This is a genomic window from Enterobacter cloacae complex sp. 397G4 (genome assembly GCF_050031515.1).
Lineage (GTDB): Bacteria > Pseudomonadota > Gammaproteobacteria > Enterobacterales > Enterobacteriaceae > Enterobacter > Enterobacter hormaechei_C.
Window position 1 is genome coordinate 959,538 of record NZ_JBLGWE010000001.1, and the last position, 20,480, is coordinate 980,017.

The following is a 20,480-nucleotide window of genomic DNA, read 5'->3' on the forward strand; positions in this document are numbered from 1 at the left end:
ATACTATGAGTCTGAATTTCCTTGATTTCGAACAGCCGATTGCAGAGCTGGAAGCGAAAATCGATTCTCTGACAGCCGTGAGCCGTCAGGATGAAAAACTGGATATTAACATCGACGAAGAAGTGCATCGTCTGCGCGAAAAAAGCGTAGAACTGACGCGCAAAATCTTTGCCGATCTCGGCGCATGGCAGATCGCCCAGCTGGCGCGTCATCCACAGCGTCCGTACACCCTGGATTATGTCCGCCTGGCGTTTGACGAATTTGACGAACTGGCAGGCGACCGCGCATACGCTGACGATAAAGCTATCGTCGGCGGTATCGCGCGTCTGGATGGACGTCCGGTGATGATTATTGGTCATCAGAAAGGCCGTGAAACCAAAGAGAAAATCCGTCGTAACTTCGGTATGCCAGCGCCAGAGGGCTACCGTAAGGCCCTGCGTCTGATGGAGATGGCTGAGCGTTTCAATATGCCTATCATCACCTTCATCGACACGCCGGGTGCTTACCCGGGTGTTGGCGCTGAAGAGCGCGGTCAGTCTGAAGCCATCGCACGCAACCTGCGTGAGATGTCTCGCCTGAAAGTGCCGGTCATCTGTACCGTTATCGGTGAAGGTGGGTCCGGCGGTGCGCTGGCAATTGGCGTGGGCGATAAAGTGAATATGCTACAGTACAGTACCTATTCCGTTATCTCTCCGGAAGGCTGTGCCTCCATTCTGTGGAAAAGTGCCGATAAAGCGCCGCTGGCTGCTGAAGCGATGGGCATCATTGCCCCACGTCTGAAAGAGCTGAAGCTGATCGACACCGTTATCCCTGAACCGCTGGGCGGCGCGCACCGTAAGCCGGAAGTGATGGCTGCTTCCCTGAAAGCGCAGCTGCTGGCAGATCTGGCGGACCTGGACGTGCTGAGCACAGAAGATCTGCTCAACCGTCGTTATCAGCGTCTGATGACCTACGGTTACGCGTAAGCCTCACAATTATCCTAAAAGCCGCACATTGTTGCGGCTTTTTTTATACCTGCCGTTTACCTTAACTATGCTTATCTGATGTTTTTCAAGGAGGTAAACCATGAACATCATTGCTATCATGGGGCCACACGGCGTCTTTTATAAAGACGAACCCATCAAGGAGCTGGAGCAAGCCCTCAAAGCACGCGGATACCAGCTGATCTGGCCGCAAAACAGCGCCGACCTGCTGAAATTTATCGAACACAATCCGCGCATCTGTGGCGTGATATTCGACTGGGACGAATACGACATGGAGTTGTGCAGCGATATCAATAAGCTCAACGAATATCTTCCGCTGTACGCGTTTATCAACACTCACTCGACCATGGACGTGAGCGCGCATGATATGCGTATGGCGCTGTGGTTCTTCGAATACTCACTCGGCGTTGCCGAGGACATTGCGACCCGCATTCAGCAGTACACCGGTGAATACCTCGATAACATCACACCGCCGTTCACGCGCGCGCTGTTCACCTATGTGAATGAAGGGAAGTACACCTTCTGTACGCCAGGCCACATGGCGGGAACAGCCTATCAAAAAAGCCCGGTGGGATGTCTGTTCTACGATTTCTTCGGCGGTAACACGCTGAAGGCGGATGTGTCGATTTCGGTCACCGAGTTAGGCTCTCTGCTGGATCATACCGGCCCGCATCTGGAAGCCGAAGAGTACATCGCCCGGACCTTTGGCGCCGAGCAAAGCTACATGGTGACCAACGGTACCTCAACCTCGAACAAAATCGTCGGGATGTACGCCGCGCCTGCCGGCAGTACGCTGCTGATTGACCGAAACTGCCACAAATCACTGGCGCATTTGCTGATGATGAGCGACGTGGTGCCGCTCTGGCTGTCGCCTACGCGTAATGCGCTGGGTATTCTCGGCGGCATTCCTCGCCGTGAATTCGCGCTTGAAGCCATTGAAAATAAGATCGCAGCGATCCCCGAGGCAAGCTGGCCTGTGCACGCGGTGATCACCAACTCCACCTATGACGGGCTGCTTTACAACACGAACTGGATCAAGCAGACGCTCGACGTGCCGTCGATCCACTTTGACTCCGCGTGGGTGCCTTACACCAATTTCCACCCGATTTACTCGGGTAAAAGTGGGATGAGCGGCGAGCGGGTGCCGGGCAAGGTGTTCTTCGAAACGCAGTCGACGCACAAAATGCTGGCCGCGTTTTCCCAGGCGTCTCTCATTCACATCAAGGGCGAGTACGACGAGGACACCTTCAACGAAGCCTTTATGATGCACACGACCACGTCGCCGAGCTACCCGCTGGTGGCGTCCATCGAAACGGCGGCGGCGATGCTGCGCGGTAATCCGGGTAAACGCCTGATCAATCGTTCGGTGGAACGGGCGCTGCATTTCCGAAAAGAGGTTCAGCGGCTTAAAGATGAAGCGGACGGCTGGTTCTTTGATATCTGGCAGCCGGAAGAGATTGATGAAGCAGAATGCTGGCCCGTCGCGCCGGGGGAGAGCTGGCACGGTTTTCGGGATGCCGATGCGGACCATATGTTCCTCGATCCGGTTAAGGTGACGATCCTGACGCCGGGCATGGATGAGCAGGGCGTGATGGGTGAGGAAGGGATCCCGGCTGCGCTGGTGGCGAAGTTCCTTGATGAGCGCGGCGTGGTGGTGGAGAAAACCGGCCCCTATAATTTGCTGTTCCTGTTCAGCATCGGGATCGATAAAACCCGCGCGATGGGGCTGTTGCGCGGACTGATGGAGTTTAAGCGTGCATATGATCTGAACCTGCGGGTAAAGAATATGCTGCCGGATCTCTACGCGGAAGATCCTGACTTCTATCGCAATATGCGTATTCAGGATCTGGCCCAGGGGATCCACAGGCTGATCCGCCAGCACGATCTGCCGCGCCTGATGTTGCAGGCATTTGATGTTCTGCCTGAAATGAAGCTGACGCCGCACAGGGCGTGGCAGCGCCAGGTGAAAGGGGAGGTTGAAACCGTTGAGCTGGAGAACCTGGTCGGGCGGGTATCGGCCAACATGATCCTGCCTTATCCGCCGGGCGTGCCGCTGCTGATGCCGGGTGAAATGATCACCGAGGAGAGCCGGGCGGTGCTCGATTTCCTGCTGATGCTCTGTTCGGTAGGGCGCCACTATCCGGGCTTTGAAACGGATATTCATGGCGCGAAACGCGATGATAACGGCGTGTACTGGGTGAGAGTCCTAAAATAAAAGGGTCTGCTTGCCAGGGGCGGGTTGTCGGTTGTAACGTTCAGAGCATCATAAAAAGGAGAAACTATGCTGGGTTTAAAAGCGGTTCATCATATTGCGATCATTGCCACCGATTACGCGAAAAGTAAGGCATTCTACTGCGACGTTCTCGGCTTTACGCTGTTGAGCGAGGCTTACCGTGAGGAGCGCGACTCCTGGAAAGGCGATCTGGCGTTAAACGGACAATATGTGATTGAACTGTTCTCTTTTCCTTTCCCGCCAGCGCGTCCTTCACGCCCGGAAGCCTGCGGCCTGCGCCACCTGGCCTTCAGCGTCGATGACCTGGACAGCGCGGTAAAACATCTGGAAGCCCACGGCGTGGCCTGCGAAGCGATTCGTGTCGATCCCTTTACCGATAAACGTTTCACTTTTTTCAACGATCCGGACGGCCTGCCGCTGGAGCTTTACCAGCAGTAATCGCCGTCATGTGTGATAATGCCCGTTCAGTTCGGGCATTTTTTATGTGTAATTTCCTATGACCTTACCTGCTATCGCGCACGCCGTTTCACCCTATCGCCAGCTGCTGGTGGGGTTCAGCGGTGGCCTGGATTCCACCGTTTTGCTGCACCGCCTTAAGCTCTGGCGCGACCGTGAGCCTGACGTCCAGCTGCGGGCGATGCATATCCATCACGGCTTAAGCCCCCATGCCGACGACTGGGTAGCGCACTGCGAAGCGGTGTGTTCAGGGTGGGCAATCCCGCTGATCGTTGAACGCGTCACGCTTGAGGATGAGGGGCTGGGTATTGAGGCGCAGGCGCGGAAAGCCCGCTACGCCGCGTTTTCCGGCGCATTACAGCCTGGAGAAGCGTTGGTCACCGCGCAGCATCTGGACGACCAGTGCGAGACGTTTTTACTGGCGCTCAAGCGGGGCAGCGGGCCTGCGGGATTATCTGCCATGCCTGAGCGCGCAGATTTTGCTGAAACAGAGCTCATCCGCCCGCTGCTGGGTGAGACGCGCGCATCACTGGAAGCCTGGGCGCAGCAGCATCATCTGTGCTGGATTGAAGACGAGAGCAATCAGGACGACAGTTACGACCGTAACTTCCTGCGCCTGCGCGTCTTACCGCTGCTGAGTGAGCGCTGGGCGCATTTTTCCGAAGCGGCGGCCAGAAGCGCCATGCTGTGTGCTGAACAGGAAAGCTTGCTGGATGAGTTGCTGAGCGAGGAGCTGGATACGCTGACTACCGCTGACGGTGCCCTGAACATTGCGCCGTTGAAGGTGATGAGCCCCGTGCGTCGGGCTGCTCTGATTCGTCGCTGGCTGGCTTACCACCATGCGGTTATGCCGTCCCGGGCGATGCTCAACCGTATCTGGGAGGAAGTTGCACAGGCGAGGGAAGATGCCGCCCCGTGTATACACCTGAATGGTTATGACGTCAGGCGCTATAAAGGGCAACTCTGGTGGGTAAAATCTGTGCCGTCGCTGGCTGACGTTGTGCTCGACTGGCCGTCGCCGGAAAAAGCATTAACGCTACCGATGAATGCCGGTGTCGTTGCGTTAAGCCATTCGGGCAATGTGCGTCTACCTGAGCCGGACGAGAACGTCACTATACGCTTCAGGGCCAGCGGCATGCTGCATATCGTCGGGCGTAACGGCGGGCGTAAGCTGAAGAAAATCTGGCAGGAACAGAACGTTCCGCCCTGGCGACGTGATACCACGCCGCTTCTGTTTTACGGCGACACGCTCATCGCGGCGGCAGAGGTGTTCATCACTGAAGAGGGGTGGGCTGAAGCGGGTGTTAATTTTGAATGGAAAGCGTAACGGGCAGCCTGGCTGCCCGTTGGTTATCAGGATTCGCTCACCACAACGGTGCCGATTTCCGGATGGCTGAAACTGGCAATTTTGTCGAGGCGTAGCTCACGCGTTGCACCTGCATCTTCCACAACCAGGTATTCCACATTTTTACGGGAAACCAGATCGCTGGCCTTTGCCTTTAGCACTTCGCCATCTTTTAGCTCCAGCGTCAGTATTAAATGATGCTGGCAGGCGAGTTCGAGGTTGTCATAGTCATCACAATTGATGGGTTGATAGGTATCATTCATCGACATAATCGCTCACCAGTAAATTCGCCGCAGCATACGCTGCTTTTTCCCTGACCGATTCAGAAAGGCTCTCATCAGAGGCCACTTCATTTAGCACGTTCAATACACAGCCCAACGCATCCGGAATGTACCCCAGATCTCCGCTGGCGATCTCCGCATACCGTCTGCGAATCAACTCACAATAATTATTCACATCACCTCCTGCCAGCGTACTGACTTACTGTGAGATATCATTAAGCCTACGAAGTTAAACTCGGTTTAGCAAGGTGACTATACCATACTCATTTAAGCAATATCAGCGCCTTGATAAGAGGGAGCCACCACCTCGTAACAGCCTTTTGCCGCGGTTTTCGCTACAATGTATGCCTGATTCGAAAGGAGTTCTCTCATGGCGCTGAAAGCGACAATTTATAAAGCTGTGGTCAATGTGGCGGATCTTGACCGTAACCAGTTTCTGGATGCGTCATTGACGCTGGCGCGTCACCCTTCTGAAACCCAGGAGCGCATGATGCTGCGCCTGCTGGCGTGGATTAAGTATGCCGACGAGCGTCTGCAATTTACCCGTGGTTTAAGCGCGGAAGATGAACCGGAAGCCTGGCTGCGCAACGATCATCTGGGTATCGATTTATGGATTGAGCTTGGCCTGCCGGATGAACGCCGGATCAAAAAGGCCTGCACCCAGTCTGCTGAAGTGGCGTTGTTTGCCTACAACCAGAGAGCGGCGGAGATCTGGTGGCAACAAAATAAAAATAAATGTGCGCAGTTCAAAAATCTTACCGTCTGGTATCTGGATGATGAACAGCTGGCGCAGCTGAGTGCGTTCGCCAGCCGGACGATGGCGCTACAGGCGACGATTCAGGACGGCGCCATCTGGCTTTCCGGTTCTCAGAATAATCTGGAAATTCATCTCGCGGCCTGGCAGCCCGCATCATGATTGTATTGTCCCGAAACGTCAGCATCCCTGATAACGAGCTGGAGATCACCGCCATCCGGGCCCAGGGAGCAGGGGGACAGCACGTTAACAAGGCCTCAACGGCTATCCATTTGCGCTTTGACATTCGGGCCTCCAGCCTGCCAGAGTATTATAAAGAAAGCCTGCTTGCCGCCAGCCATCACCTGATCACCAGCGAGGGTGTGATGGTGATTAAAGCGCAGGAGTATCGCAGCCAGGAGCTTAACCGGGAAGCGGCAATAGCCCGGCTGGTCGCGGTCATTAAAGAGCTGACGGCTGTACAAAAAAGTCGCCGGGCAACACGTCCAACGCGGGCATCGAAAGAACGTCGGTTGTCATCGAAGGCGCAGAAATCCACTGTAAAATCACTGCGTGGCAAAGTCCGTCACCCATAATGTGACGAAAGGGATACCCTTTTTCATAAGGAAAGTATTGTGAAAAAAGCATTATTATCAGCGCTGGCCGTGACAAGCCTGTTCGCGCTTTTTGGCTGTAATAACCGTTCAGAAACGCAGGTACTACAGCCAACGCAAAATGAAGAATTAAAGCCGATGCAGCAAAGCTGGCGCGGCGTATTACCGTGTGCAGATTGCGAGGGCATCGAAACCTCTCTGTTCCTGCAAAAAGATGGCACCTGGGTCATGAACCAGCGTTACCAGGGGGCGAAAGAACCGTCTTCTTTTGCATCTTACGGAACATGGGCGCGTACGGCTGAGAAGCTGGTATTGACGGATACCACGGGCGATAAAACCTTCTTCCGCGCCAAAGGCGAGGGGATGGAGATGCTCGATCGCGAAGGCAATCCGATTGAATCCCAGTTCAACTACACGTTGGCCCCGGTGAAAGCGACCCTGCCAGCCACCCCAATGGCGATGCGAGGGATGTATTTCTACATGGCGGATGCGGCGATCTTCACTGACTGTGCAACCGGGAAGAAAGTCAGCGTGGCGAACAATGCCCAGTTGGAGCGAGACTATGCCGTCGCGCGCGGCAACGACAGTAAGCCAGTGTTGCTGACGGTTGAAGGGCATTTTACGCTGGAGCCAAACCCGGATAGCGGCGAGCTGGTGAAAACGCTGGTGGCAGATAAAGATGCGAAGTTTGCTGCGGGGAAAGACTGCGAAAGCAAATAAGATATAGCCATTAAAAAACCCCGCACTGGCGGGGTTTTTTGTTTCTTAACCTTTGATGGCTTTCACCAGGTAATCAAGAATATCTCCCGTCTTGATCATCTGTTTTTCGCCGTTGCGACGGTATTTGTATTCAATCTCGTCGCTGTCGAGGTTACGGTCGCCAATGACGATGGTGTGTGGAATACCGATCAGTTCCATGTCAGCAAACATCACGCCAGGACGCTCTTTACGGTCATCCATCAGCACGTCGATACCTTTCGCGCTCAGCTCAGCGTAGAGTTTCTCAGCCAGCTCCTGCACGCGGTAAGACTTGTGCATGTTCATTGGCAGGATCGCCACCTGGAACGGCGCGATGTTATCCGGCCAGACGATTCCGCGTTCGTCATAGTTCTGCTCGATAGCGGCAGCAACAACGCGCGTTACGCCAATGCCGTAGCAGCCCATGGTCAGAACCTGGTTACGGCCATCTTCGCCCTGAACGGCAGCGTTCATTGCGCGCGAGTACTTATCGCCCAGCTGGAAGATGTGGCCTACTTCGATACCGCGTTTGATCATCAGGGTACCCTTGCCGTCCGGGCTTGGATCGCCTGCGACCACGTTACGGATGTCAGCCACTTCCGGCGTCGCCACGTCACGATCCCAGTTGATGCCGAAGTAGTGTTTACCGTCGATGTTTGCGCCCGCAGCGAAGTCGCTCATCGCCGCAACGGTGCGGTCAATGATCACCGGAACAGGCATGTTCACCGGACCCAGAGAACCAGGACCTGCATTCACCACGGCGCGGATCTCCGCTTCCGTTGCGAAGGTCAGCGGGCTGGCAACCTGCGGCAGCTTCTCGGCTTTCACTTCGTTCAGCTCGTGATCGCCTCGTACCAGCAGGGCAACCAGTGGATAAGCGCTACCTTCAGCCGATTTCACCAGCAGGGTTTTCACGGTTTTTTCGATCGGCAGAGTAAACTGCTCAACCAGCTCGGCGATAGTTTTCGCGTTTGGCGTATCAACCAGCGTCATCTCTTGCGTTGCCGCGCCGCGTGGTTCTTTCGGTGCCAGCGCTTCTGCAAATTCGATGTTCGCGGCGTAATCAGAGGAGTCAGAGAAGATCACATCGTCTTCGCCGCTCTGCGCCAGAACCTGGAATTCATGGGAGGCGCTACCGCCGATTGAACCGGTATCAGCCTGTACAGCACGGAAATCCAGCCCCATGCGGGAGAAGATTTTACTGTAGGCCGCGTACATTTTGTCGTAGGTCTCTTGCAGCGATTCCTGAGAAGTATGGAAAGAGTAAGCATCTTTCATCAGGAACTCGCGAGAACGCATGACGCCAAAGCGTGGACGCACTTCGTCACGGAACTTAGTCTGGATCTGGAAGAAGTTCAGCGGCAGCTGTTTGTAAGAGCTCAGCTCGTTACGGATCAGATCGGTGATCACTTCTTCATGCGTTGGACCGAGAACGAATGGACGATCGCCACGATCGGCAATACGCAGCAGTTCAGGACCGTACTGCTCCCAGCGACCGCTCTCCTGCCACAGTTCAGAGGGCTGAACGACCGGCATTAACACCTCGATAGCACCGGCGTTGTTCATCTCTTCACGCACGATGTTTTCGACTTTTTTCAGGACGCGCACGCCGGTCGGCAGCCAGGTGTATAACCCGGAGGCCAGCTTGCGGATCATCCCGGCGCGCAGCATCAGCTGGTGGCTGATCACCTCGGCGTCGGCAGGTGTCTCCTTCAGAGTGGAGAGCAGATATTGGCTAGTACGCATGTTGTTACGGTTCCATTTCGACGATTGGAACAGGCTGAAACACCAGCCTGACACAAAAAAAGTGGTTTAGTTTACCAGTGTGGCAAAGATGCCAAAAGAGAGGAGAACAAAATTACCTGGGTTCCAGGGCAAACACTTCAAAACCCGCCGCAGTCACGCGCCAGCGCACGTTAAAGTCCAGCAGCCAGACGGCGTACGTATTCCCGGCTTCCTCTTCTTTGCGGTAGGCGGGACGGGGGTCCTGGGCCAGCACTTCAACGATAAAGTCACGCAGGCGAGGATAACGCTTTTCCAGCTCGCTGATTTGCGTTGTAATTTCAGACGTGAAGTGAACCGGCATATCTGCCTGCGGTGCGTCCTGAGCATAGCTTGCCCGGGCATCCGGCAGCGCTTCGGCGAAGGGCAGGTAAGGCTTAATATCTATGACCGGCGTGCCATCAACCAGGTCAAGGCTACCTAACTCCAGGATCACCTGATCTTTCTGACAACGTATGCCTTTCAGCTCGACCAGCGACATCCCGATGGGGTTGGGACGGAAGGTTGAGCGGGTGGCAAAGACACCCATTCTGGCATTTCCGCCCAGACGAGGCGGACGCACGGTGGGACGCCAGCCGCCTTCCATGGTCTGGTGAAATACAAAGACCACCCATAAATGGCTGAACGCCTCAAGCCCGCGCACTGCATCGGCCTGATTATACGGCGCGACAAGATGAAGCTCGCCGCCGCCGTTAATGACCAGACCCGGCTGACGCGGCACGGCGAACTTTTCTTTATAAGGGGAGCGGATAACGCCTATCTGCTCGAACTGAAATGAACTCATTTCGCCGTAATGTTAAGCGCAGAACCGATACATACCGCCTGGCGATAGCAACCTGGTGTGCCGCTGGTGACTTCGCAGCTGTGCAGCAGCACCGCGTTGGCTTTCATTTTCGACGCGTTGATTTGCATACGCTTGCGGGCTGTCGGAATATTGGGTGGGGAGTCCTGATTCGTTGCCTGGCAGGATTCGCCGCTCACTTCGCCCAGTTCACGGAATGGCTTACCGACCAGCTCGTCGGCTTTGGTAATAATACGTACCGGCGCAGCGCGAGGCGCTTTCGGTTTTGCTGGCTCCGCTTTTGGCGGGGTTGCAGTGCTTTGAACAGGTTCAACAGGAGATCTGCTTAGCATAGAACAGCCGCTCAGCATCAGTGCTAAAAAACAGATCGGTAAAGCACGCATAATAATTCCTCAGTGGATAATCAAAACGTCAGATATTGAAGCAGTTGACCGCACAAATGACAAGACGGGCAAATGCCCGTCTTGATGATATTACACTGCCGGGAGATTACCAGCCTTTAACCGCGCCGCCGTTAAACACCTTATTGGCTTCCTGGTACACTTCTTCAGACTGATATGCCTGTATGAATTTCTTCACATTCTCCGCGTCTTTGTTGTCTTCGCGAGTCACGATCAGGTTGACGTACGGGGAATCTTTATCTTCAACGAAGATGCCATCTTTCGCTGGGGTCAGGCCGATCTGGCTGGCGTAAGTGGTGTTGATCACGGCCAGGGCGATCTGCGCATCGTCCAGAGAACGTGGCAGCTGTGGTGCTTCCAGCTCAACAATTTTCAGATTTTTCGGGTTTTCGGTTACGTCCAGAACGGTCGGTAACAAGCCAACGCCTTCTTTCAGTTTAATCAGGCCCACTTTCTGTAGCAGAAGCAGGGAACGGCCAAGGTTGGTTGGGTCGTTAGGGACGGCAACCTGTGAACCCGGCTGGAGTTCATCCAAAGATTTAATTTTCTTGGAGTAACCGGCAATCGGGTAAACGAAGGTGTTACCGACAGCAACCAGTTTGTAGCCACGATCTTTGATCTGCTGATCCAGGTACGGTTTATGCTGGAAGGCGTTAGCGTCAATGTCGCCTTTGCTCAGCGCTTCGTTCGGCAGAACGTAATCGTTGAAGGTCACCAGTTCAACGTCCAGGCCATATTTCTCTTTAGCGATTTTCTGCGCGGCCTCAGCAACCTGCTGTTCTGCACCGACGATAACGCCTACTTTGATGTGGTTTGGATCTTTTTCGTCCTGACCGCAACCCACCAGTGCCAGCGAGCCAATCAGTGCGCCTACTGCTGCGAAGGTCTTAAATTTAAACGCCATGTTATATCCTTAACTCGTCGAGTTTGTGTTGTTTGTAACGTTATTTATGCGTAACAGCCCGGACGATACGATCGCCAGAGAATTGAATTAAGTAAACCAGCACAACCAGCAATACCAGAACGGTATTCATTACGGTAGCGTTATAGCCAATATAGCCGTACTGATATCCAATCTGGCCTAAACCGCCAGCACCTACGGCGCCGCCCATTGCGGAATAACCGACCAGGGTGATAAGCGTGATGGTTGCTGCGTTCACCAGCCCAGGCAGCGCCTCTGGCAGCAGAACTTTGCGAACGATCTGCATTGGCGTCGCACCCATAGCGCGGGAAGCTTCGATCAGGCCGGTTGGGATTTCCAGCAGGGCGTTTTCCACCATACGGGCGATAAACGGTGCCGCGCCAACGGTCAGCGGGACAATAGCTGCCTGTAAACCAATCGACGTCCCGACGATCACGCGCGTAAACGGAATCATCCACACCAGCAGAATAATGAACGGAATAGACCGGAAAATGTTCACCAGCGCAGAGAGCGTGCGATACAGCTTCGCGTTTTCAATAATTTGACCCGGGCGCGTAACGTACAGCAGCACGCCGACCGGCAGCCCAATCACAAAACCAAAGAAGCCCGATACGAAGGTCATTGCCAGCGTTTCCCAAACGCCGCGAACCAGTAGCCACATCATCGGCTCAGACATAACCCAGTACCTCTACTTTTACGTGATGTTCTTGCAGCCAGGCAATTGCCGCCTGGGTTTCTTCCTGTGTGCCGTGCATTTCCGTCAGCATAATGCCGAACTTCACGCCACCGGCGTAGTCCATCTGCGCGCTAATAATGTTGTTATTCACGTTAAAGCGACGCGCGGTTTCGGACAGCAGCGGTGCGTCAACGGACTGGCCCGTGAACTCCATGCGCAGCATCGGGACGCTGTCAGGCGTTGCGTCTGTTTTTAAACGTTCCAGATAATCTTCCGGAATATCCAGATGCAGTGTGGACTGAATGAACTGCTGAGCCAGCGGCGTTTTCGGGTGCGAGAAGACTTCACTCACCGTGTCCTGCTCAATCAGCTCACCGTTGCTGATGACCGCCACGCAGTCGCAGATGCGTTTCACTACATCCATTTCATGCGTAATAAGGAGAATCGTCAGGCCCAGGCGACGGTTAATGTCTTTTAACAGTTCCAGAATAGAGCGCGTGGTGGCCGGGTCTAACGCGCTGGTGGCTTCATCGCACAGCAGCACCTTAGGATTGCTTGCCAGCGCGCGGGCAATGGCCACACGCTGTTTTTGCCCACCGGACAGATTTGCCGGGTAGCTATCATGCTTGTCGCCCAGACCAACAAGGTCGAGCAGTTCGGTGACGCGACGCGTAACTTCTTCTTTCGGCGTGTTATCCAGCTCAAGCGGCAGGGCAACGTTGCCGAACACGGTGCGGGATGCCAGCAGGTTAAAGTGCTGGAAAATCATGCCAATCTGGCGACGCGCTTTGGTGAGTTCTTTTTCTGAGAGAGCGGTAAGCTCCTGGCCGCCAACTTCTACGCTGCCCTGGGTTGGGCGCTCAAGCAGGTTAACACAACGGATCAGCGTACTTTTACCCGCACCCGATGCGCCAATGACGCCATAAATCTGACCAGCAGGCACATGCAGGCTGACGTTGTTCAGCGCCTGAATGGTTCGGTTCCCCTGCTGGAACACTTTGGTGATATTGGAAAGTTTAATCATTAGATTATTTTTATCGTAAGTAAGTTAGCCGTGGCATTTTCTTCTGCCAGATACGGGGAATGACCGTAAACAAAATGGATGTTAAGGCATCCAGACGTCTAAATCAATCCACCTCTGTGCGATGAGCACTTTATTGCGCTGCAATTCATGAGATACTAGCTGAACAAGACTTTTTCAGGAGCAAACCGGTGGCAAAATCTGTACCCGCAATTTTTCTCGATCGTGACGGCACTATTAATGTGGATCACGGTTACGTCCATGAGATTGATGAGTTCGAATTTATCGAGGGCGTAATAGATGCCATGCGCCAGTTGAAAGAGATGGGCTATGCGCTGGTGGTGGTAACTAACCAGTCCGGTATCGCCCGGGGTAAATTCACCGAAGCGCAGTTCGAGACGCTGACGGAATGGATGGACTGGTCTCTGGCCGATCGTGGCGTCGATCTTGATGGCATCTATTATTGTCCGCATCACCCGCAGGGAAGTGTAGAGGCGTATCGTCAGACCTGTGATTGCCGTAAGCCACACCCGGGCATGTTTATCTCTGCACAGGAATTCCTGCACATTGATATGGCCGCATCTTATATGGTGGGCGATAAACTGGAAGATATGCAGGCAGCAGCGGCGGCAGGTGTAGGTACCAAAGTATTAGTGCGTACCGGTAAACCGGTCACCCCAGAAGCAGAAAATGCAGCCGACTGGGTGATAACGAGTCTGGCAGAACTGCCAAAAGAGATTAAAAAGCACCAAAATTAGGCGTTTTGGCGAAAAGGTGAGCGGTTGAAATAAAAATGCATTTTTCCGCTTGTCATTCCTCGGCGGCTCCCTATAATGCGCCTCCATCGACACGGCGGATGTGAATCACTTCACAGACAACCCGGTCGGTTGAAGAGAAAAAATCCTGAAATAACGGGTTGACTCTGAAAGAGGAAAGCGTAATATACGCCACCTCGCGACAGAGCGCTGAAGCGCGTCGCAACTGCTCTTTAACAATTTATCAGACAATCTGTGTGGGCACTCAAAGTGACATGGATTCTTAATGTCCTCGGACACTAAATGAATACCAAGTCTCAACGAGTGAACACGTAATTCATTACGAAGTTTAATTCATTGAGCATCAAACTTTTAAATTGAAGAGTTTGATCATGGCTCAGATTGAACGCTGGCGGCAGGCCTAACACATGCAAGTCGAACGGTAACAGGAAGCAGCTTGCTGCTTTGCTGACGAGTGGCGGACGGGTGAGTAATGTCTGGGAAACTGCCTGATGGAGGGGGATAACTACTGGAAACGGTAGCTAATACCGCATAACGTCGCAAGACCAAAGAGGGGGACCTTCGGGCCTCTTGCCATCGGATGTGCCCAGATGGGATTAGCTAGTAGGTGGGGTAACGGCTCACCTAGGCGACGATCCCTAGCTGGTCTGAGAGGATGACCAGCCACACTGGAACTGAGACACGGTCCAGACTCCTACGGGAGGCAGCAGTGGGGAATATTGCACAATGGGCGCAAGCCTGATGCAGCCATGCCGCGTGTATGAAGAAGGCCTTCGGGTTGTAAAGTACTTTCAGCGGGGAGGAAGGTGTTGAGGTTAATAACCTCAGCAATTGACGTTACCCGCAGAAGAAGCACCGGCTAACTCCGTGCCAGCAGCCGCGGTAATACGGAGGGTGCAAGCGTTAATCGGAATTACTGGGCGTAAAGCGCACGCAGGCGGTCTGTCAAGTCGGATGTGAAATCCCCGGGCTCAACCTGGGAACTGCATTCGAAACTGGCAGGCTAGAGTCTTGTAGAGGGGGGTAGAATTCCAGGTGTAGCGGTGAAATGCGTAGAGATCTGGAGGAATACCGGTGGCGAAGGCGGCCCCCTGGACAAAGACTGACGCTCAGGTGCGAAAGCGTGGGGAGCAAACAGGATTAGATACCCTGGTAGTCCACGCCGTAAACGATGTCGACTTGGAGGTTGTGCCCTTGAGGCGTGGCTTCCGGAGCTAACGCGTTAAGTCGACCGCCTGGGGAGTACGGCCGCAAGGTTAAAACTCAAATGAATTGACGGGGGCCCGCACAAGCGGTGGAGCATGTGGTTTAATTCGATGCAACGCGAAGAACCTTACCTACTCTTGACATCCAGAGAACTTTCCAGAGATGGATTGGTGCCTTCGGGAACTCTGAGACAGGTGCTGCATGGCTGTCGTCAGCTCGTGTTGTGAAATGTTGGGTTAAGTCCCGCAACGAGCGCAACCCTTATCCTTTGTTGCCAGCGGTTAGGCCGGGAACTCAAAGGAGACTGCCAGTGATAAACTGGAGGAAGGTGGGGATGACGTCAAGTCATCATGGCCCTTACGAGTAGGGCTACACACGTGCTACAATGGCGCATACAAAGAGAAGCGACCTCGCGAGAGCAAGCGGACCTCATAAAGTGCGTCGTAGTCCGGATTGGAGTCTGCAACTCGACTCCATGAAGTCGGAATCGCTAGTAATCGTGGATCAGAATGCCACGGTGAATACGTTCCCGGGCCTTGTACACACCGCCCGTCACACCATGGGAGTGGGTTGCAAAAGAAGTAGGTAGCTTAACCTTCGGGAGGGCGCTTACCACTTTGTGATTCATGACTGGGGTGAAGTCGTAACAAGGTAACCGTAGGGGAACCTGCGGTTGGATCACCTCCTTACCTTAAAGAACCTGCCTTTGTAGTGCTCACACAGATTGTCTGATGAAAAACAGCAGTAAAAAACCTCTACAGGCTTGTAGCTCAGGTGGTTAGAGCGCACCCCTGATAAGGGTGAGGTCGGTGGTTCAAGTCCACTCAGGCCTACCAAATTTTTGCTGATGCTGCGTTGCGGCGACACTCACATACATAAGTATGCTTCGTGTCACCACGCCTTGCCTCAACAAAAATTACCGGTACAGAGGTGACTACGATGGGGCTATAGCTCAGCTGGGAGAGCGCCTGCCTTGCACGCAGGAGGTCTGCGGTTCGATCCCGCATAGCTCCACCATCTTTTACTGCGAACACAAGAAAACTTCAGAGTGAACCTGAAAAGGTGCACTGCGAAGTTTTGCTCTTTAAAAATCTGGATCAAGCTGAAAATTGAAACGACACACAGCTCATGTGTGTTCGAGTCTCTCAAATTTTCGCAATCAGAAGTGAAACATCTTCGGGTTGTGAGGTTAAGCGACTAAGCGTACACGGTGGATGCCCTGGCAGTCAGAGGCGATGAAGGACGTGCTAATCTGCGAAAAGCGCCGGCGAGGTGATATGAACCCTTGACCCGGCGATGTCCGAATGGGGAAACCCAGTGCAATCCGTTGCACTATCGTTAACTGAATACATAGGTTAACGAGGCGAACCGGGGGAACTGAAACATCTAAGTACCCCGAGGAAAAGAAATCAACCGAGATTCCCCCAGTAGCGGCGAGCGAACGGGGAGCAGCCCGGAGTCTGAATCAGCTTGTGTGTTAGTGGAACGGTCTGGAAAGTCCGACGGTACAGGGTGATAGTCCCGTACACGAAAGCACACTTGCTGTGAACTCGAAGAGTAGGGCGGGACACGTGGTATCCTGTCTGAATATGGGGGGACCATCCTCCAAGGCTAAATACTCCTGACTGACCGATAGTGAACCAGTACCGTGAGGGAAAGGCGAAAAGAACCCCGGCGAGGGGAGTGAAAAAGAACCTGAAACCGTGTACGTACAAGCAGTGGGAGCCTCTTTATGGGGTGACTGCGTACCTTTTGTATAATGGGTCAGCGACTTATATTCTGTAGCAAGGTTAACCGTATAGGGGAGCCGAAGGGAAACCGAGTCTTAACTGGGCGTTAAGTTGCAGGGTATAGACCCGAAACCCGGTGATCTAGCCATGGGCAGGTTGAAGGTTGGGTAACACTAACTGGAGGACCGAACCGACTAATGTTGAAAAATTAGCGGATGACCTGTGGCTGGGGGTGAAAGGCCAATCAAACCGGGAGATAGCTGGTTCTCCCCGAAAGCTATTTAGGTAGCGCCTCGTGAACTCATCTTCGGGGGTAGAGCACTGTTTCGGCTAGGGGGCCATCCCGGCTTACCAACCCGATGCAAACTACGAATACCGAAGAATGTTATCACGGGAGACACACGGCGGGTGCTAACGTCCGTCGTGAAGAGGGAAACAACCCAGACCGCCAGCTAAGGTCCCAAAGTCATGGTTAAGTGGGAAACGATGTGGGAAGGCACAGACAGCCAGGATGTTGGCTTAGAAGCAGCCATCATTTAAAGAAAGCGTAATAGCTCACTGGTCGAGTCGGCCTGCGCGGAAGATGTAACGGGGCTAAACCATGCACCGAAGCTGCGGCAGCGACACTATGTGTTGTTGGGTAGGGGAGCGTTCTGTAAGCCGTTGAAGGTGTGCTGTGAGGCATGCTGGAGGTATCAGAAGTGCGAATGCTGACATAAGTAACGATAAAGCGGGTGAAAAGCCCGCTCGCCGGAAGACCAAGGGTTCCTGTCCAACGTTAATCGGGGCAGGGTGAGTCGACCCCTAAGGCGAGGCCGAAAGGCGTAGTCGATGGGAAACAGGTTAATATTCCTGTACTTGGTGTTACTGCGAAGGGGGGACGGAGAAGGCTATGTCAGCCGGGCGACGGTTGTCCCGGTTTAAGCATGTAGGCGGAGGTTCCAGGTAAATCCGGTACCTTATTAACGCTGAGGTGTGATGACGAGGCACTACGGTGCTGAAGTGATAAATGCCCTGCTTCCAGGAAAAGCCTCTAAGCATCAGGTAACACGAAATCGTACCCCAAACCGACACAGGTGGTCAGGTAGAGAATACCAAGGCGCTTGAGAGAACTCGGGTGAAGGAACTAGGCAAAATGGTGCCGTAACTTCGGGAGAAGGCACGCTGATATGTAGGTGAAGCCCCTGCGGGTGGAGCTGAAATCAGTCGAAGATACCAGCTGGCTGCAACTGTTTATTAAAAACACAGCACTGTGCAAACACGAAAGTGGACGTATACGGTGTGACGCCTGCCCGGTGCCGGAAGGTTAATTGATGGGGTTAGCGGCAACGCGAAGCTCTTGATCGAAGCCCCGGTAAACGGCGGCCGTAACTATAACGGTCCTAAGGTAGCGAAATTCCTTGTCGGGTAAGTTCCGACCTGCACGAATGGCGTAATGATGGCCAGGCTGTCTCCACCCGAGACTCAGTGAAATTGAACTCGCTGTGAAGATGCAGTGTACCCGCGGCAAGACGGAAAGACCCCGTGAACCTTTACTATAGCTTGACACTGAACACTGGTCCTTGATGTGTAGGATAGGTGGGAGGCTTTGAAGCGTGGACGCCAGTCTGCGTGGAGCCAACCTTGAAATACCACCCTTTAATGGCTGGTGTTCTAACGTAGACCCGTAATCCGGGTTGCGGACAGTGTCTGGTGGGTAGTTTGACTGGGGCGGTCTCCTCCCAAAGAGTAACGGAGGAGCACGAAGGTTGGCTAATCCTGGTCGGACATCAGGAGGTTAGTGCAATGGCATAAGCCAGCTTGACTGCGAGCGTGACGGCGCGAGCAGGTGCGAAAGCAGGTCATAGTGATCCGGTGGTTCTGAATGGAAGGGCCATCGCTCAACGGATAAAAGGTACTCCGGGGATAACAGGCTGATACCGCCCAAGAGTTCATATCGACGGCGGTGTTTGGCACCTCGATGTCGGCTCATCACATCCTGGGGCTGAAGTAGGTCCCAAGGGTATGGCTGTTCGCCATTTAAAGTGGTACGCGAGCTGGGTTTAGAACGTCGTGAGACAGTTCGGTCCCTATCTGCCGTGGGCGCTGGAGAATTGAGGGGGGCTGCTCCTAGTACGAGAGGACCGGAGTGGACGCATCACTGGTGTTCGGGTTGTCATGCCAATGGCACTGCCCGGTAGCTAAATGCGGAAGAGATAAGTGCTGAAAGCATCTAAGCACGAAACTTGCCCCGAGATGAGTTCTCCCTGAGACTTTAAGTCTCCTGAAGGAACGTTGAAGACGACGACGTTGATAGGTCGGGTGTGTAAGCGCAGCGATGCGTTGAGCTAACCGATACTAATGAACCGTGAGGCTTAACCTTACAACGCCGAAGGTGTTTTGGCGAAGAGACAGACACGATTTTCAGCTTAGATTCAGAGTCCGAAGGATTTTGCGCTGAGACAAGGCGGCAAACGAAGGAAAGGAAGGAGCATACTGAGGTATGTGACTGACTTTACGAGAGCAGCCAACGCAGTATCAGTGCGAAAGACACAGGACAGAGCACAGGAATTTGCCTGGCGGCTGTAGCGCGGTGGTCCCACCTGACCCCATGCCGAACTCAGAAGTGAAACGCCGTAGCGCCGATGGTAGTGTGGGGTCTCCCCATGTGAGAGTAGGGAACTGCCAGGCATCAAATTAAGTAGTAAGCCGGTGCATTAATCCGGTGGTTACAGAAGTATTCGGTGGAGCGGTAGTTCAGTCGGTTAGAATACCTGCCTGTCACGCAGGGGGTCGCGGGTTCGAGTCCCGTCCGTTCCGCCACTTATTAAAAGCTCTGAGCTAACGCTCAGGGCTTTTTTCTTATCTGTCGTTTGATTGTTGCGAAATTAGCAAAAATCCTCTGCGGTTCACGATCTTTTTCGGCATAACAACTACAGCGATAATTCTCCTCAGTTTATGAACATAACGATTGAGGAATCATATGACTATCCCTGCACTGGGTCTGGGCACTTTCCGCCTGAAAGACGACGTTGTTATCGCATCTGTTAAAACCGCACTTGAGTTGGGCTATCGTGCTATTGATACGGCGCAGATTTATGATAACGAAGCTGCCGTAGGCCAGGCCATCGAAGAGAGTGGCGTACCGCGCGACGAACTTTTCATCACCACTAAAATCTGGATTGAGAATCTCAGCCAAGACAAGCTGATCCCAAGCCTGAAGGAAAGTCTGAAAAAGCTGTGTACTGACTATGTTGATCTGACGCTGATCCACTGGCCATCACCTGACGATGCCGTCTCTGTGGAGGAGTTCATGCAGGCGCTGCTGGAAGCGAAAGAGCAGGGCTTAACGCGTAAAATTGGCATCTCTAACTTCACCATCCCGTTGATGGAAAGGGCCATTGCCGCAGTGGGTAAAGAAAATATTGCCACCAACCAGATTGAACTCTCTCCTTACCTGCAAAACCACAAAGTCGTGGAATGGGCGAAACAGCATGGTATTCACATCACCTCGTACATGACGCTGGCATATGGTAAGGCGCTGAAAGATGAAGTGATTGCACGCATCGCTGAAAAACACAATGCGACAGCCGCACAGGTGATCCTGGCATGGGCGATGGGTGAGGGCTATGCCGTGATCCCGTCTTCAACCAAACGTGAAAACCTGGCAAGTAACCTGTTAGCGCGGGATCTCCAGCTTGATGATGAAGATAAAAACGCGATCGCTGCACTGGAATGCAACGATCGTCTGGTCAGCCCGGAAGGGTTAGCACCAGACTGGGATTAATAAAAGCCCTTCCTC

17 protein-coding genes, 3 tRNA genes and 3 rRNA genes are annotated in these 20,480 nt (G+C 53.6%); 15 read left to right on the plus strand and 8 right to left on the minus strand.

Features of this window, described 5'->3' with window-relative positions:
- Positions 1 to 5 precede the first annotated feature (5 nt).
- The 4 genes from accA to tilS all read left to right on the plus strand — a co-directional run bounded on the left by accA (position 6) and on the right by tilS (position 4,999).
- Entirely contained in the window at positions 6 to 965 is a 960-nt protein-coding gene (accA, locus tag ACQG1Y_RS04525) for an acetyl-CoA carboxylase carboxyl transferase subunit alpha (protein WP_003856154.1), read from the plus strand.
- Between the two features lie 100 nt (positions 966 to 1,065).
- On the plus strand, positions 1,066 to 3,198 hold the full coding sequence (locus tag ACQG1Y_RS04530) for a lysine decarboxylase LdcC (RefSeq protein WP_058688997.1): 2,133 nt from the start codon (positions 1,066 to 1,068) through the stop codon (positions 3,196 to 3,198).
- A gap of 66 nt (positions 3,199 to 3,264) precedes the next feature.
- On the plus strand, positions 3,265 to 3,654 hold the full coding sequence (locus ACQG1Y_RS04535; protein ID WP_003856151.1) for a VOC family protein: 390 nt from the start codon (positions 3,265 to 3,267) through the stop codon (positions 3,652 to 3,654).
- Between the two features lie 58 nt (positions 3,655 to 3,712).
- Positions 3,713 to 4,999: a tRNA lysidine(34) synthetase TilS gene (gene tilS, locus ACQG1Y_RS04540; RefSeq protein ID WP_047062365.1), complete on the plus strand. Its 1,287-nt coding sequence runs from the start codon at positions 3,713 to 3,715 to the stop codon at positions 4,997 to 4,999.
- A gap of 26 nt (positions 5,000 to 5,025) precedes the next feature.
- Here the strand turns inward: tilS and rof are convergent, their stop codons facing one another.
- Positions 5,026 to 5,286, minus strand: coding sequence for a Rho-binding antiterminator (gene rof, locus ACQG1Y_RS04545; protein WP_003856148.1), 261 nt, complete (start codon positions 5,284 to 5,286; stop codon positions 5,026 to 5,028).
- The gene (locus ACQG1Y_RS04550) at positions 5,273 to 5,473 is read right to left on the minus strand and encodes a YaeP family protein (RefSeq protein WP_003856146.1); all 201 of its coding nucleotides are present in this window, start codon (positions 5,471 to 5,473) and stop codon (positions 5,273 to 5,275) included. Before ACQG1Y_RS04550 ends, rof begins: the two co-directional genes overlap by 14 nt.
- Positions 5,474 to 5,668: 195 nt before the next feature.
- Between ACQG1Y_RS04550 and ACQG1Y_RS04555 the strand changes: the two genes are divergently transcribed.
- From ACQG1Y_RS04555 to nlpE, 3 genes are read left to right on the plus strand one after another with little or no spacing between them, the layout of a single operon-like run.
- The gene (locus ACQG1Y_RS04555) at positions 5,669 to 6,214 is read left to right on the plus strand and encodes a YaeQ family protein (RefSeq protein WP_033486501.1); all 546 of its coding nucleotides are present in this window, start codon (positions 5,669 to 5,671) and stop codon (positions 6,212 to 6,214) included.
- Entirely contained in the window at positions 6,211 to 6,627 is a 417-nt protein-coding gene (gene arfB / locus ACQG1Y_RS04560) for an alternative ribosome rescue aminoacyl-tRNA hydrolase ArfB (RefSeq protein WP_006810027.1), read from the plus strand. The genes ACQG1Y_RS04555 and arfB overlap by 4 nt, the downstream gene beginning before the upstream one ends.
- A gap of 39 nt (positions 6,628 to 6,666) precedes the next feature.
- On the plus strand, positions 6,667 to 7,365 hold the full coding sequence (nlpE, locus tag ACQG1Y_RS04565; protein WP_017383734.1) for an envelope stress response activation lipoprotein NlpE: 699 nt from the start codon (positions 6,667 to 6,669) through the stop codon (positions 7,363 to 7,365).
- 45 nt (positions 7,366 to 7,410) lie between these two features.
- Here the strand turns inward: nlpE and proS are convergent, their stop codons facing one another.
- The 6 genes from proS to metN all read right to left on the minus strand — a co-directional run bounded on the left by proS (position 7,411) and on the right by metN (position 12,990).
- Positions 7,411 to 9,129: a proline--tRNA ligase gene (proS, locus tag ACQG1Y_RS04570; protein ID WP_032647317.1), complete on the minus strand. Its 1,719-nt coding sequence runs from the start codon at positions 9,127 to 9,129 to the stop codon at positions 7,411 to 7,413.
- Positions 9,130 to 9,241: 112 nt separating this feature from the next.
- Positions 9,242 to 9,949 carry a tRNA (N6-threonylcarbamoyladenosine(37)-N6)-methyltransferase TrmO gene (gene tsaA, locus ACQG1Y_RS04575; protein ID WP_015572734.1) on the minus strand — a complete coding sequence of 236 codons (708 nt, stop codon included), beginning with the start codon at positions 9,947 to 9,949 and terminating at the stop codon, positions 9,242 to 9,244.
- On the minus strand, positions 9,946 to 10,350 hold the full coding sequence (gene rcsF / locus ACQG1Y_RS04580; protein WP_015572735.1) for an Rcs stress response system protein RcsF: 405 nt from the start codon (positions 10,348 to 10,350) through the stop codon (positions 9,946 to 9,948). The genes tsaA and rcsF overlap by 4 nt, the downstream gene beginning before the upstream one ends.
- A 106-nt stretch (positions 10,351 to 10,456) precedes the next feature.
- On the minus strand, positions 10,457 to 11,272 hold the full coding sequence (gene metQ, locus ACQG1Y_RS04585) for a methionine ABC transporter substrate-binding lipoprotein MetQ (protein WP_003856132.1): 816 nt from the start codon (positions 11,270 to 11,272) through the stop codon (positions 10,457 to 10,459).
- A gap of 40 nt (positions 11,273 to 11,312) precedes the next feature.
- Positions 11,313 to 11,966: a methionine ABC transporter permease MetI gene (locus ACQG1Y_RS04590; RefSeq protein ID WP_003856130.1), complete on the minus strand. Its 654-nt coding sequence runs from the start codon at positions 11,964 to 11,966 to the stop codon at positions 11,313 to 11,315.
- Positions 11,959 to 12,990, minus strand: a complete 1,032-nt coding sequence (gene metN, locus ACQG1Y_RS04595) for a methionine ABC transporter ATP-binding protein MetN (protein ID WP_006810022.1) — start codon at positions 12,988 to 12,990, stop codon at positions 11,959 to 11,961. The genes ACQG1Y_RS04590 and metN overlap by 8 nt, the downstream gene beginning before the upstream one ends.
- A gap of 188 nt (positions 12,991 to 13,178) precedes the next feature.
- On the opposite strand from metN, the gene gmhB reads away from it, so the two are divergent.
- From gmhB to dkgB, 8 genes are all read left to right on the plus strand, one after another.
- Positions 13,179 to 13,745, plus strand: coding sequence for a D-glycero-beta-D-manno-heptose 1,7-bisphosphate 7-phosphatase (gene gmhB / locus ACQG1Y_RS04600; RefSeq protein ID WP_047740772.1), 567 nt, complete (start codon positions 13,179 to 13,181; stop codon positions 13,743 to 13,745).
- A 371-nt stretch (positions 13,746 to 14,116) separates the two neighbouring features.
- Positions 14,117 to 15,658: ribosomal RNA gene (locus ACQG1Y_RS04605) — 16S ribosomal RNA — on the plus strand.
- Positions 15,659 to 15,728: 70 nt separating this feature from the next.
- A tRNA-Ile gene (locus ACQG1Y_RS04610) sits at positions 15,729 to 15,805 on the plus strand.
- 105 nt (positions 15,806 to 15,910) lie between these two features.
- Positions 15,911 to 15,986 (plus strand) — tRNA-Ala (locus tag ACQG1Y_RS04615).
- 170 nt (positions 15,987 to 16,156) lie between these two features.
- Positions 16,157 to 19,061, plus strand: a 23S ribosomal RNA gene (locus tag ACQG1Y_RS04620).
- 192 nt (positions 19,062 to 19,253) lie between these two features.
- Positions 19,254 to 19,369: ribosomal RNA gene (rrf, locus tag ACQG1Y_RS04625) — 5S ribosomal RNA — on the plus strand.
- Together the 16S, 23S and 5S rRNA genes with 3 tRNA genes alongside form the textbook arrangement of a ribosomal RNA operon.
- 55 nt (positions 19,370 to 19,424) lie before the next feature.
- Positions 19,425 to 19,501: transfer RNA gene (locus tag ACQG1Y_RS04630), tRNA-Asp, on the plus strand.
- A 160-nt stretch (positions 19,502 to 19,661) separates the two neighbouring features.
- Positions 19,662 to 20,465 carry a 2,5-didehydrogluconate reductase DkgB gene (dkgB, locus tag ACQG1Y_RS04635; RefSeq protein ID WP_063413137.1) on the plus strand — a complete coding sequence of 268 codons (804 nt, stop codon included), beginning with the start codon at positions 19,662 to 19,664 and terminating at the stop codon, positions 20,463 to 20,465.
- Positions 20,466 to 20,480: the final 15 nt, after the last annotated feature.